The sequence below is a fragment of the Kitasatospora sp. NPDC093550 genome, from assembly GCF_044764985.1.
Classification (GTDB): domain Bacteria; phylum Actinomycetota; class Actinomycetes; order Streptomycetales; family Streptomycetaceae; genus Kitasatospora.
Genome location: NZ_JBIWJF010000032.1, coordinates 43,064 through 56,025, shown reverse-complemented (window position 1 = coordinate 56,025; position 12,962 = coordinate 43,064). Strand labels below are relative to the sequence as shown.

At 71.1% G+C, this 12,962-nt stretch carries 9 protein-coding genes and 1 pseudogene; 5 read left to right on the top strand and 5 right to left on the bottom strand.

Annotated elements, in window-relative coordinates:
• Positions 1-251: 251 nt before the first annotated feature.
• From ACIRD3_RS34240 to ACIRD3_RS34230, 3 genes are read right to left on the bottom strand one after another with little or no spacing between them, the layout of a single operon-like run.
• Complete coding sequence (locus ACIRD3_RS34240) at positions 252-656, bottom strand: DUF6009 family protein (RefSeq protein ID WP_030240262.1); 405 nt, start codon at positions 654-656, stop codon at positions 252-254.
• Positions 653-2,299, bottom strand: coding sequence for a phage/plasmid primase, P4 family (locus ACIRD3_RS34235; protein ID WP_402224371.1), 1,647 nt, complete (start codon positions 2,297-2,299; stop codon positions 653-655). Before ACIRD3_RS34235 ends, ACIRD3_RS34240 begins: the two co-directional genes overlap by 4 nt.
• The gene (locus ACIRD3_RS34230) at positions 2,296-3,399 is read right to left on the bottom strand and encodes a bifunctional DNA primase/polymerase (protein WP_402224370.1); all 1,104 of its coding nucleotides are present in this window, start codon (positions 3,397-3,399) and stop codon (positions 2,296-2,298) included. The genes ACIRD3_RS34235 and ACIRD3_RS34230 overlap by 4 nt, the downstream gene beginning before the upstream one ends.
• Before the next feature lie 1,115 nt (positions 3,400-4,514).
• Between ACIRD3_RS34230 and ACIRD3_RS34225 the strand changes: the two genes are divergently transcribed.
• The 5 genes from ACIRD3_RS34225 to ACIRD3_RS34205 all read left to right on the top strand — a co-directional run bounded on the left by ACIRD3_RS34225 (position 4,515) and on the right by ACIRD3_RS34205 (position 11,279).
• On the top strand, positions 4,515-5,546 hold the full coding sequence (locus ACIRD3_RS34225) for a hypothetical protein (protein ID WP_402224367.1): 1,032 nt from the start codon (positions 4,515-4,517) through the stop codon (positions 5,544-5,546).
• 92 nt (positions 5,547-5,638) lie between these two features.
• Positions 5,639-7,546: a DNA/RNA helicase domain-containing protein gene (locus ACIRD3_RS34220; RefSeq protein WP_402224365.1), complete on the top strand. Its 1,908-nt coding sequence runs from the start codon at positions 5,639-5,641 to the stop codon at positions 7,544-7,546.
• 408 nt (positions 7,547-7,954) lie between these two features.
• Positions 7,955-8,620 carry a hypothetical protein gene (locus ACIRD3_RS34215; RefSeq protein WP_402224363.1) on the top strand — a complete coding sequence of 222 codons (666 nt, stop codon included), beginning with the start codon at positions 7,955-7,957 and terminating at the stop codon, positions 8,618-8,620.
• Between the two features lie 999 nt (positions 8,621-9,619).
• A complete protein-coding gene (locus ACIRD3_RS34210; protein WP_402224361.1) occupies positions 9,620-10,633 on the top strand; it encodes a DNA cytosine methyltransferase in 1,014 nt (337 codons plus the stop codon).
• A 310-nt stretch (positions 10,634-10,943) separates the two neighbouring features.
• On the top strand, positions 10,944-11,279 hold the full coding sequence (locus ACIRD3_RS34205) for a transposase (protein ID WP_402224426.1): 336 nt from the start codon (positions 10,944-10,946) through the stop codon (positions 11,277-11,279).
• A gap of 138 nt (positions 11,280-11,417) precedes the next feature.
• On the opposite strand, the gene ACIRD3_RS34200 is transcribed toward ACIRD3_RS34205, so the two are convergent.
• Entirely contained in the window at positions 11,418-11,930 is a 513-nt protein-coding gene (locus ACIRD3_RS34200; protein ID WP_402224431.1) for a hypothetical protein, read from the bottom strand.
• A gap of 154 nt (positions 11,931-12,084) precedes the next feature.
• A pseudogene (locus ACIRD3_RS34195) lies at positions 12,085-12,834 on the bottom strand (transposase family protein); the annotation flags it as partial.
• Positions 12,835-12,962 lie beyond the last annotated feature (128 nt).

Genomic DNA, 12,962 nt, shown 5'->3' with positions numbered 1-12,962 from the left:
GTTACCCAATGCTTACCCCCCCCCCCGGTTTTTGAACTTGCACGGCTCCCCCCGGGGGGGGGGGGGCCACCCCCCCCGCCGGGGGGGGGGGGGTGCCCCCCCGACCGCTTTATCAGCCCTCTGGCCGGAGGCGCCGCCGGGCAAAGAGCCCGTGCGCGGAAGCCCGCCACGCACAGAAGGCCGCCACTCAAAGCGGCGGTGGGGTGCCACCCGGGACTCGGGTGGCACCCCACCGCCGTCCACCGACGCGCTCAGGCCTTCGGAAGAGTTATCCCCAGCTCCAGCATCGCCGGGGAGGCCGGGCCGCCCTCGGAGCGCTCGGTCTTGTAGCCCTTGACCCCGGGGGCCACGGTGCGCGGGTCGACGGCCTCCGACGGGGCGCCGGTGGAGTACAGGCCGTCCGGGTCCTGGTCGCGGTCGTGGGGCAGCAGCCAGAAGACGCGGCGGCGGAACGTACCGGAGGCCCGGGAGGACTTGGCGTCCGGGCCGAGGATCGCGTAGCCGACCATGCGGCCGTCGCGGTGGTAGGCGGGGCGGCCGCGGCGGGTGGTGAGCCGGTCCAGCGACTGACGGACGTAGTCGAGGTCGGAGGTGTCCTCCAGCCAGACGAGGTCGGTTTCGTGGGCGAGCTCGGCCGGGTCGATCAGCGCGCTCACGCGGTGTGCTCCTCTGTGTCGTCAGTGATCAGGCCGATGCCCGGGTAGTACTTGCGGCTGTTGGACAGGACCATCTCCTTGGGAGAGGTCATACCCAGTGTCTCGCGGACTCGTGCGGCGAAGGCCCGCCCGGATACGGGATTGGCCCCCTCGAATCCGCACCACCGGGTGTAGGCGCCGAAGAGCTGGGCCTGTTCGGCGCGCATGCCCTCGCCGGTGACGCAGGCCTCCTTGAGGAAGCGGCCGACGTGGTCCTCGGTCTCCGCGTAGGCGGTGGTGGCGGTCTGGACGGCCTGCGGGCCGGCGAGGTCCTTCTCCCCGGCGAAGTAGCGGCGGGCGCCGTCGATGAGCCAGGCGAGGATGCCCGGGCCCTCCTCGGCGACCAGGACGTGGGCCAGGTTGTCGATCTTGCGTTCCTCGGGGACGACCCGTTCGAACGGGATCAGGCGCATGCGCCGCCAGAAGGCGAAGCCGCCGGTGCCGACCTCGGGGCGGTGGTTGCCGAGCAGCCAGAGCTTGTGGGTGGGCTCGAAGGAGAAGAAGTCCTGGCGCATCCGGCGGGCCTTGATCTTGTCGCCGCCGGTGAGCAACTTGACCCGGGCCTCGTCGAAGCGGTCGCCGGGCTTGAGCTCGGAGCAGACGATGATGCGCCGGCCGTGGAGCTCGGCGAGGTCGGTGGGGTGGCCGTCGAAGGTCTTGGCCATGAGGAAGCCGGGCGGGGCCGCGTCGGCGTAGTCGCCGAGCAGCTGGATCATGACGTCGAGGAGGACGGACTTGCCGTTCTTGCCCTGGCCGTAGAGGAAGGGCATGACCTGGGCGCCGACGTCGCCGCTGATCGAGTAGCCGAGCAGCAGGTGGAGGAAGTCGCGGGTCTGGCGGCCTTCCTTGTCGTCGCCGAAGGTGTCGGTGAGGAAGCGGTCCCAGCGCGGGGTGGGCATCCGGGCGGGGGCGAGGGTGGTGGAGCGGGAGTGGTGGTGGACCTTCGGGTCCGGCGGCACGATGGCGCCGGTGCGCAGGTCGACCACGCCGCCGGGGGTGCACAGGGCGTAGGCGTCGGCGTCCAGGAGCGCGGCGTTGAGGACCATGCCGGGCGCGGACTTGGCCTGGGCGAGCATGGCGTTCATGCCGGAGGTGGACAGGGCGCGGCGGCGGTGCCGGCGCAGGTCGGTGTTGGTGTAGAGGCCGCGGGGGTCGTGGGTGGCGATGCTCTCGGCCATCTCGCCGGCGGCCCACAGGACGGTGTCGTCCTCGTCGAGCTGCCAGCGGTGGGTGGACCATCGGTACCAGCCGATGCCGGGGACGTGGCGGTAGTCGCGTCCGTAGAGGTGGACGAAGAGCTTGGCGTTGCCGCGGTCGGAGAGGGAGTCGGGCAGCAGGCCGTGGGCGCTGGCCTGCGGGCCCGCGTGGGGGTCGGGCCGCGGGCCGGTGTGGGTCCGGGCGGCCGGTGCGCTCGGTGCCGTGGTGTGGAAGGGCTGCGCGGGTCCCTGGACGGTCTCCTCGGCGGGGTCGTCGAGGAGGCTGTCCTGGACGACGGCGCCGTGCCAGGGGGCTTGGGAGGGGCCTGGGACCGGCGGGTACTCCAGGATCTGCTGGGCTGCGGCCACGGGGTCGAAGACCGTCCTCTTGCGGGTGCTGTCGGTCATCCGCGGGCCTTCCCGATGTGCAGGGGCTGCCGGGCGCCGGCGGCGAGGCCGGAGCGGATGACGGCGGAGCTGTGCCGGTCCTGGGCGGGCCGAGCGGTGCGGGCCGCGTCGAGGAGGAGCTGCTCGGCGGCGGCGTGGGTCAGGTGCCCGGCGGAGACGAGGCCTCCGACGGTGTAGGCGGCGCGGTTGAGCTTGCCGGTGAATCCGGCACCCTCGGGGGTGGTGGCGCAGTCGGTGACGTCCTGCAGGACGGTGTCGAGGACACGTTCGGCTCCGCGCTTGCCGCCGCCGGCGGCCACGACGGCCTGGCGGGCGCGGTCGGGGACGGGGGCCGGGACGGGTCGCTGGATGTCCTGCCTGTCCTTCAGGTGTCCGGTGCGGACGAGTTCTTCGGCGAGCCACCGGGGGAGTGGGGCGGGGGTTCTCGCGCCGGGCAGGGGCGTGTAGGTGCCGGCGGCCGTGGCCGTGCCGGGGGCGACGATGTAGCCGCCATGGGCGCGGACGTCGACCTGCCAGGCCAGGGCCCGCCCGGTGGAGGAGCCGGTGGAGCAGGTGAAGCGGTGGCGGGTGTCGTCCAGGTACCAGATGTGCAGGCCGCCGGAGGGGGTGCGTACGCGCAGGGTGCCGGTGTCCTCGGCCGGGTCGGGGCGGTGGCGCAGGGCGGCGAGCAGGGCGAGGGTGTGGTAGCCGTTCTCCAGCCCGTCGAGGTCGACGTGGTCGTGGATCGGGATGCCGGGCAGGATGCGGTCCCTGGCGGGGACGGTGGCGGGGTGGCTGTCGACGTCGATGACGACCAGGTCGGCCGGGCCGCAGGCGACGCCGGTGCCGAAGTCGGGGTTGGTCCGCCACCAGGCGGTGATGACGTCCTGGTCGAGGGTGGCGGCGTGGAAGCCGTGGCACCAGCGGCCGGCCCCGGGGCACGGGCACTCGGTGGGGGAGTGGGGGGAGTCCTGGCAGGCCTGGCAGTTCGCGGGCGGGGTCTTGCGGCCGGGGGCCAGCGGATGGACGGGCCAGCCCTGGGCGGCGCACCAGCGGGCGACGGCCAGCGTGTCCGGCTGGCGGCCCGTTCGGTCGCTCCCCACGGCCTGCGGCGCCGTCACGCGGGTCCCTCCCCCTCGGTTCAGTAGCTGCTTCAGCTTGCTTCGGTCGCTCGGTAGCTGTCCGACGTTCGGTCGCTCGTTCAGTCGCTGAGGGCAAAAACCCAGGTCAGGGCACTGGTGAGCGCCGAATCAGCGACTGAAGCGACCGAAGTCCAGAAGATAGCTCACACAGACTATCCGAGCGAGGACGTGCGCACGCGGAGTGGCGGACCTCGCGGGGGAACTGAGCGACCGAACCCTGGGGCAGCGACCGAGCCGCTTCGGTCGCTGCTTTCGGTCTGCCGGCGTTTCCGCAGGTGGAAGCCGTTTTTCCAGCCGAACAGCGACTGAAGCGACTGAAGCCCGGGTCTATAACGCGCACACGCACACGGGAATGTCTTCATATACCCGAACTTGAGTCGCTTCAGTCGCTGTGGAGGTAGGTTAACAGCCACTGACCTGCGGTTTTGTCCAGCGACTGAAGCTCAGCGACCGAAGCGACCGAGTCTCTCCCCGCCCGGTCGCTCGGCGTGTCGCGCATGTCAGACCTGCTTGGAAGGCCCCCGGTTCGGTCGCTTGGGTCGCTTCAGTAGCTCAGCCCCGGACCGGAAAGGCAGCCCCCTGCCCGCTGGAACCGCAGTTCGATCTGCGGACTTCTGTCCGGGAAGCCGCTGCTTCGGTCGCTTGAGTCGCTTCGGTAGCTCCGGTTCGCCCGTGCGGACCGCAGGACCGACCGGCACTGGCGAGGTCCCTCGAGGCGGCCGGCACGCAGCACACCCCGACAGGGACGAGTAGGCCGCTTCGGTCGCTGAGGCTGAGCGCCAGGAGCGGCCGTACCACCTCCGAGCCCGGCCGACCATCTCCCCTGACGGGCAGTTCCCAGCGACGGAAGCGACCCAAGCGACCCAGGTACGGACCTGTCCGACGTCCGTGACCCACGCAGCCACCGAAGCGACCCAAGCGACCGAAGCCACGGCACTCAGGTCCGGTGTTCCGTCGTCAGGGAAACCGCTTCCGCACCGTCAGCCCCGTCTGGTAGACCTAACCCCGGTGACGCCATCTCCCGCCCGGCGGGACCCGCGCCACCGTCAGACCGCAACCACCGAACTCACCGCTTCGCGGCGGAGAGTCGAGCCGTGGAGGACCACGACGTGTCCGTCGTCGCCGTGTACGTCCCCGCTCCGTCGAAGCGGAACTTCCAGATCGGCCTGCGCGAGTCCATATGGGGCTGGAAGCTCGACACCGCCGACAAGGCCGACACCCCGCGAGTCCTGGCCGCGCTGAAGCCCGGGGACTACATCCTGTTCGGCCACCGGGGACCGAACGCTCGTGTCCCCGCCGGCGACTGGGCCGACGCGGTCCTGCGCGAACTGGCCGTCGCCCAGGTCACCGGGACCGTCTACCCCGACCAGAGCGAGGTCTGGCCCGACGACGTCTACCCGGTGCGCGTCCCCCTGGACGTCCTGGACCTCGAGTCCGCCGTCGCCGGAGCACAGCTCGGCGCCGCCGCGATGGAGGCCTTCCGCCTCTCCGCGAACAAGCAGGGCGCCCCGGTCCCCGTCGCCGACCCCGACGTCATGACCAGGCTGGTCGACTCCATCGAGCACCAGCCGGCATCCCGTGAGGAAGCCGCCGCCGAGCAGCCGCCGCTGCCCATCTCCTGGCACGGCCCGACCTCCGTCCAGAACCAGGACCGCTACCTCGACCTGGGCGACAACCTGGACCGGGCCGTGGTCACCTTCGCCCGCCGCGAGCAGGCCCGACTCCGCCGTGAGAAGTTCAACGGGGCCGGCTCGATCCGCTGTGACCTCTGCGGCCGGACGCTGCCCTCCCAGCTCGTCCGCGCGGCGCACGTGCGCAAGAGGTCACGGTGCAACCTCGAACAGCGCTCCCACCTCGCGAACCTGATGGCCGCCTGCCTGCTCGGCTGCGACGCCCTGTTCGAGGACGGCTTCATCCGGGTGTCCCCCGAGGGCATCGTGGAGGTCTCCCACAAGGGCGCCGCCTCCGCCGACCTCCTCACCGTCGCCAAGACCCTCGAAGGCCGACGCTGCACCGCCCACACACCGGAGAGCGCGGAGTACTTCGACTGGCACCGGAACAACTCCGCCGCGCTACCGCCGGCCGCCGAGCCCGCCCTGGCAGGACCCGCCGCAGCCGTGCTCTGAACACCATGCGAGGGCGCAGCCCCCTCGAGGCCCTCACCTCCGACGGCACCCTCCCGTGACGCCCTGTCAGACACCGGTGATATGCATCGGTCATGTACGTACACCGGGGGGTCATCGGCGACGTCGCGCGACGAGCCGCGCAGTCTGCGTTCATCGACGAGTGCACGAAGCGGTTCGAAGCCCTGCACGGCGCGGAGCCGGGGCCGCAGGAGATCGCCAGCTGGCAGCGCAGCTGGCCGGTCCTCCTCGACGCGCTGGTGCGCGCCGGACTCGGGGACCTCGACGTCCTGCTGGAGCTCTCCCTCCCGGGAACGGGAGAGCGCGTCGACGCCGCGGTCGTCGGCCAGGACGCGGACGGCACCCTGACCGTCGTGGTGGTCGAGCTGAAGCAGTGGACGTGGGCCCGGCCGTCACCGGGACTCTCCGCGTCGCTGGAGGTCGGAGGGCGGACCGTCCCCCATCCCGCCCGACAGGTCGGCGGCTACGTCCACTACCTGCGGGACTGGGCCGACGGCGGCAGCGGCGTACGGGCCAAGGGCACGGTGGTCCTGCACAACGCCCCCGCCGACCTGATCGACCGCCTGCGGGGCATGGCATCCGCCGGCGGGCCGAGCGCCGAGTTCCCCCTCCTCGGCCGCGACGACCTCGCGAGCAGCGTGCCCCCGGAGGAACTCGCGCGGCGCCTCGGCTGCGCCGGTCTCAGGCCCGCACCGCAGGACGCCGTCGACCGCTTCCTCGAAGGCCGCCACCGGCCCTCCGAGCGCGTCCTGGAGCGGCTGGCCGCCAACATCGAGAGCCGCCGCCACTTCTTCCTCATCGGCGAACAGGACCGGGCCCGCCTGGCGATCCTCGACGCCGTCAAACAGGCGGCCGCCCACCGGACCCCCACCGACGGGCAATCCCGGCCGGGCGCCATGGTCCTCGTCACCGGCGGACCCGGCACCGGCAAGACGGCCATCGCCGCCCGCGTCATGGGCGACCTGTGCGGCACAGCCGGCAGCAACCCCCGCCTGCTGACCCCCTCCGGCACCCTCACCCGCCAGCTCCAGCGGCTGCTCAGCGAGGACGCCCGCGGCCTCGTCGCGACGTTCAAGAACAAGAACCCCGGCGGCCTGGACAAGAGCAGCGTCGTCCTCCTCGACGAGGCCCACCGCGCCGCCACCTACCCGGACCAGCGCGGCCCCGGCTTCCCCATCGTCCTGCGCAAGCTCCTCGAACAGGTCGCCGTCCTCGTCCTCTTCCTCGACGAGCGCCAGATCGTGCGCCCCACCGAAGGCCTCAAAGCCGACGAACTGGAACACCACGCGCACGCCACCGGGGCGGCGTTCCGGCGCATCGACCTCGACACCCAGTTCCGCTGCAACGGCTCCCAGGCCTACCACCACTGGGTCGACACCCTGTTCTCCGAAACCGACACCCCACCACCGTGGAGCGGCAGCAGCTACGACCTCGCCCTGGCCGACGACCCCAATACGCTCGCCTCCTGGATCGACGGCCACACCGCGCGCGGCCACAGCGCCCGGATCACCGCGGGCTTCTGCTGGCCCTGGAACGCCACCGACGTCCCCCCGCTCGAGCCGGAGGTCGCCATCCGCTGGCACGGCCCGGACCACGACGAGCGCTCCTGGGCCCGTCCCTGGAACCTGCGCTCCGAACAGCCCGTCCCCGGCTTCCCCGACGTCCCGGCCCGCCCCTACTGGGCGACCGACCGCGGCGGCCACGACCAGGTCGGCTGCATCTACACCGCCCAGGGCCTCGAATACGCCTTCGGCGCCGTCATCCTGGGCCCCGACCTCGTCCGCCGCCGCGACCGCTGGCAGGCCCACCCCGAAGCCAGCCACGACGCCCGACAGCTGCGCACCCTCCCGCCCGAGCGCTACCGGTTCTACGCCCGGAACACCTACCGCGTCCTCGCCACCCGGGCCACCCGCGGCACCCGCCTCTACTCCACCGACCCCGAGACCCAGGCCTACCTCGCCTCCCTGCTGCCCGGCTCCTGATGCGGCGAACCGCCGGGAGCCGACCCGGGCCGTGAGCCGGACCCCTAACCGGCTCCGGCCCGGGTCGGTGGGCAGGCGGCCAGCACCGGGCGCGGTCAGCAGGTCGTTGGGGTCGGTCCCGAGACGGGCCGTCCGCGGCACTTCGTCGAGCCGCACCCTCACGTCTCCTCACTGCACGCCGCGGCCCCGCACCGGCGGGCACCGGCACCCCTGAGCCCCAGCCGCGCACCACATTCCGCCCCGGCGAACAGGCCCACAACGTACGCGCCCGAACTGTCATCCGGAGCGGCTACCACCGCCCGCGGCGGGGGCCGTCCCGGCCCGGGCCAGCAGACGGGCGCCCGTCCGAAGACGGCCTCGGCGACCTGCGCGGGCGGATTGTCGGTGGCGTGCTGTTGGGTATGCGCCATGACCGTCCACGAACTCGTCCTCGCCCTGCCCCGACCGGAGGACCTGCGCGCTCGCTGCCGCGCGGTGGCACTGCTCGACGCGATCGTCTCCGTGCCGTACGCCCCCAGCCACATGTTCGCCGTCGACTGGCGTCCGGGCGTCGACCTGGCCTTCATGGACAACGGCTCCGGCGACCAGTACGCCGTCGTCTTCGACCCGGTCGGCGTGTTCCTGTACGGGTTCGACCACGAGAGCGACGCCACCCCGTGGCGGGAGGAGGACCGCGCCCACTGGCCCGGGCTGCTCGACGGCCTGCCCGCCCCGCTCGCGCCCTACACGCAGGCGGAGGAGTTCCTGTTCGACGGGTTCTTCGACGCGACCGTGTGCGCCTGGTACGAGACCGGATCCACCGCCTGGCGCTGCGGGCCGGTCGAGTTCACCGACGGCGACACGGACGGCGCCGACTGGCTCTTCGACCTCCTCACCGCGCCTGACGGCACTCGGGCCTTCGCCGACTACGCCCAGGACTACTACACGCGCACCGTCGACGAGGATGCCGTCGCGGCCGTCTTCAACGGCGCCCCGCTCGACCGCCGCACGGTCACCGCGCTCTCGGCCCACGCGGACTTCGCCACCATCGCCGGCGAAGCCCGCGCCCTCGGGTACCCCGTAGACGACAGCTGACGGCCACTCCGACGCCTACCGTCTCCACGGACCTGCTGGGGGAGGCTGTCTGGGAGGACGAGCCGTCCCGGTCCGCGCAGAAAAACCTCCAGGCGTACCTCGCGGGTCTGCACGGGGCCGTCGGCGGCGTGGCGCCCGCCTGGTCCATGCGGCCCTGATGCGGTCCGGCCGCGAGGCGGCGGCCCGCGGGAGGACCTGGCCGCGGTCGCCACCCCGGTGCCGGGCCAGCCGTGCGATTCTGAGGCTGGGTATGTGCTTGTGCGCACAAGCACAGTAGGGAAGTGCGCTCATGATGACTGCTTCGGAATGTGTGAGCCATGAGGGACAGCGGACACGCGAGTGAAAGCGGTCAGCAGAGGGACGGCCCGGTGTTCGGTGCGGAACTTGCCCGGTGCAGGAAGGCCCGCAAGCCTGGACCGGCGTGTCTGTGCATGAAGGGCCCCGTGGGGCCGCCCTGTCCACGACGGGGTGATCCAGGTCGCGTCCGCGGGACCGAGGCAACGGGTACGCGTGCGTCGGCACTGCGACAAGACGCAGATTTTCCGCAGTAGATCGGGCCTCCTTCCAGGGTCGGCCCTTACGGGCGCGGCATGACGCTCCTCAGGCTCCCAGGACCCTGCGAAGGCGCCGCATCTCAGGGCAGCGGCCCGTTCTCGAGGCCGGTCGGCAACCCCGGCGACGAGGGACGCAGTGCCCCATGACGCCGACCTCTACCGGCAGCGGGCCGTCGGGGTCGGCGATCACTATGGCAGGACACCGTACGACGAGGAGTGCTGCGCGCTCACTCGTTAGCCGACTGCAGAACCCGCCTTGCTGGAGTGCCAGCGGCGAGAGCCCCGTGGAGGCAGCTGCTCCGTCCCGGCAGCCACATTGACGGTCCGCGCCTGTATGGTCGTTCGAGTCGGCTGCCGGTCGTTTCCGCACCATCAGCCCCACACGGTGCGGCAAATCGGGCCTGACCGCGCCATTCTGCCACCGCACTTGCTTCGGAGAGACCTGATGCCTGCCCCTGATGCCCCTGACACCCTGGACCTCTTCGCCGGGCCCGGCGGCTGGTCTGAGGGGCTGCGCGCCTTTCACGGCATCACTGACATCGGGGTCGAATGGGATGCCGCGGCCTGCCAGACGCGAGCGAGTGCGCGACACCGGACTGTTCGTGCGGACGTCGCCCAGATCGCGACTGCGCCAATGGTCGGCCGTATCCGTCGTCTCATCGCGTCTCCGCCCTGCCAGGCTTGGTCGCGGGCAGGCAAGCAGCTCGGACTCGAGGACCAACCCCTAGTTCACCAAGCTATCGATGACCTTGCCCGCGACCGTGATACACGGGCGGAGCTGCTGGCCGCTTGCAAGGACCCCCGTTCCCTCCTCGCTGCTGAACCCATGCGCTACCTCAGCGGTCTGCGCCCCGAGGACGTGGTGATGGAGGAGGTCCCCGACGCCCTCCCCCTGTTCCGCCACTATGCGGAGGTGCTCCGCAGCTGGGGCTACAGCACCTGGTGCGGCAACCTGAACGCGGCCGACTACGGCGTCCCACAGAGCCGACGCCGCGCCATCCTTATCGCGTCGAGGCTACGCACCGCACAGCCTCCCGAGCCCACCCACACCGAATACGGGGAGGAAGGCAGCCTCTTCGGGGAGGCGCGCGCCCGCTGGGTCTCCATGGCGGAGGGCATCGGCTGGGGTGCCACCGACCGGCCGGCCCCCACAGTCACTGCCGGAGGGGGGAAGACCGGCGGTGCCGAGCCCTTCCCGACCCAGGCCCGCCGCGCTCTTGCCGAGTCCCGCGACCGAGGCCTGTGGAAGGGCCGCACCGCCGCACCCGACACAGCGCGCATCACGGTCCAGGAGGCGGGCCTGCTGCAGTCCTTCCCCACAGGCTATCCGTGGCAGGGAACCCAGACGAAGCAGTACGAGCAGGCGGGCAACGCCGTGCCACCTCTGCTTGCCGCACACGTCGCTGCTGCGGCATTCGGCCTACCTCAGCCGCGACCCGCGGTAGCGGCGGCAGTCTGAGAGCGGTCTGCACGGCCCTCGACATCTTGCTGGGCGTAGCGTCCCTGGTTCCTGCCCGAGAAGTACGGCTTGCAGAAGGGGCCTACACCCGGCTTCGGAACTGGGCGATCGACGGAACCTGGGAGCGGGTCTTCACCGCCCTGCTCGCGCAGGCCGACGTCGAAGGCGACCTCGACCGGTCATGGCGGTCGACTCCACGAGTGTGCGTGCCCACCAGAACGCGGCCGGGCCCGTCAAAAGGGGCCCCGCCCGACGAACCCCGGCCACCGCGCCGTCGGACGGTCCCGCGGCGGGCTGACGACGGAGATCCCTGGCAGCGGACGGCCGCTGTCGCCCCTTGTGTCTCTTGCTCACGCCCGGCCAGGGCGGCGACGCGTCCGCGTTCGAGCACGTCATGGCGGCCCTGCGCGTGCCCGGGTCGGTCGGACGACCGCGCACCCGGCCGCTCGTGGCCCTGGCGGACCGGGCCTACTCGCCACGGGCCATCCGCGAACACCTGCGAAGGCGTGGTATCCGGGTGGTGGTCCCACAGCCCGCCGACCAGATCGCCAACCGCAAGCGCAGAGGCTGCCAGGGCGGTCGCCCGCCGGCCTTCGACCGCGAGGCCTACAGCCCGGCACCGCCGACCGGTGCATCAACCGGCTGAAGGATAAGCCGGCCTGACCACCTGCTACGAGAAGACCGCCACCGTCTACCAGGCCGGCCTCTACATCGCAGGCATCTCCATCTGATCCGCCCGCTGGTCCGAAAGAAAGGACCTGCGGGTGCAGCGGGTAACGACGGCTCAGCACTTCTCGTTCGAGTAGCTTGCCAGGTCGCTGATTATCCAGTGGCTGTCTACACGTTCCGCGATGTAGTGGCCGACGCTGGGGGGATTGCCGGGAAATTTGAACTCGCCCGTGAACTTGTCGATTGACACATAGTTCGTCGAGTCCTGGCAGTCCCGGATCCGTGCCGTGGGCGGGGCGGAGTTCAGGTCGACGGACTGGACCTTTGGTGACAGGACCGGGCGGCCCTTCATGACGAGGCCTGCCCCCCGAAAGTACGCCAGGTTGCGTTGGATGTGCTTCAGGGCCTCGCCGCGGGCGATCGTCTTGATGTCGCCTACCCCGTCCAAGGACCCGGTTGAGTAGATTTTGAGCTCTGCGTCCCGGAACGCCCAATAGGCAGCCATCGCCTGTTCGCTCGCATCGGCTGCGGGATCCGGGGCAACGCGGACCGACGATGAGGAGCACGACGTCAGCAGGACCGCCGAGCACAGAACGACGGCATACCCGGCCAGGCGCTTGCGTAGCACAGTGGAATCCCCCTCCAGAGACGGCTCCGGACCCGGCCCCGTCCTCGACTACGTATCGGTGTTGCATGACCACGCTAAGGGCAGTCCCGTATCGATCTCCACGGTGTGGGAACGCTGTCGTGCCGTGGGCGGGCCGGCTGGCTTTGGCCTGGTGGAGGTTGTGCAGACGGGCGATGCCGAGAACTGCATGGTGGACGCCGTCGCCCTTGAGGCGGCAGTCGCGCAGGACCTTCCAGGTCTTCATGCGCGCGAAGACATGCTCGGCCCGGGCTCGGACCTCTTGTGGGAGTGGTTGTGTTCGCGCTCCCAGTCACACAGTCCGCCGCCGGGCGGCCGGCGGCGCGGCGTGACCAGCCCGGTGCCGGGGTAGCCGCCGTCGGCGATCGCGGTGGTCTTGCCGACGCTGCTTTCGCTCCGGACCCGGCCCAGGCTTTGCAGTCGTTGCGGTTGCCCGGGAGGGGCCTACCGGCGAAGACCACCAGTCGCGTGTCGGCCTCGATGACGAACTGGTGGCTGGTGGAGTACCGATAGTTGTTGGACTGCGCGGCGACTGAGTGGTCCCGGGTGGGCAAGAGCGCGCCATCGACGATGAGCACGGTTCCCTTGGCGGATCGTTGCCGATGCTTGAGCGCCAGCAGCGGGCCGGTGTGGTCGACGATTCGATCGGCCGCGGACTTCGAGACGCGGAACAGCGGTGCGAGCAGTTGCAGCGTCAAATTGGTGCGCCAGTAGGCGGCCACCAACAGGCCCGGTCCTCCAAGGAAAGCGACCAGGGACGCCCGGGGCGGACCTCATCAGCGCCTTCACGCCTCAGCACTGTGATCAGCTTGCGGAACAGGCGGGGGCTCGGCCCGGAGAACGGGGCTATCCACGAAGAGCTCGAAACTGTGATCACGCCCGCCATTCCAAGATCATGGCAGGTGTTGTCCTGTCCGCGTGTAGTTAACCTTGTCCGGGTGTAGTTGTCCTCGTTCGGGTGACTGTCCGGGTGAAGTTGTCTGCCTCGATGCCTCCGGCCCCTACCTTCCGGAG

What these genes read in the sequence shown, in the direction of transcription:
- ACIRD3_RS34215 (WP_402224363.1), top strand. Translation starts at nt 7,955, where the DNA reads ATGACCGTCCACGAACTCGTCCTCGCCCTGCCCCGACCGGAGGACCTG.
- ACIRD3_RS34235 (WP_402224371.1), bottom strand. Translation starts at nt 2,299, where the DNA reads ATGACCGACAGCACCCGCAAGAGGACGGTCTTCGACCCCGTGGCCGCA.
- ACIRD3_RS34210 (WP_402224361.1), top strand. Translation starts at nt 9,620, where the DNA reads ATGCCTGCCCCTGATGCCCCTGACACCCTGGACCTCTTCGCCGGGCCC.
- ACIRD3_RS34220 (WP_402224365.1), top strand. Translation starts at nt 5,639, where the DNA reads ATGTACGTACACCGGGGGGTCATCGGCGACGTCGCGCGACGAGCCGCG.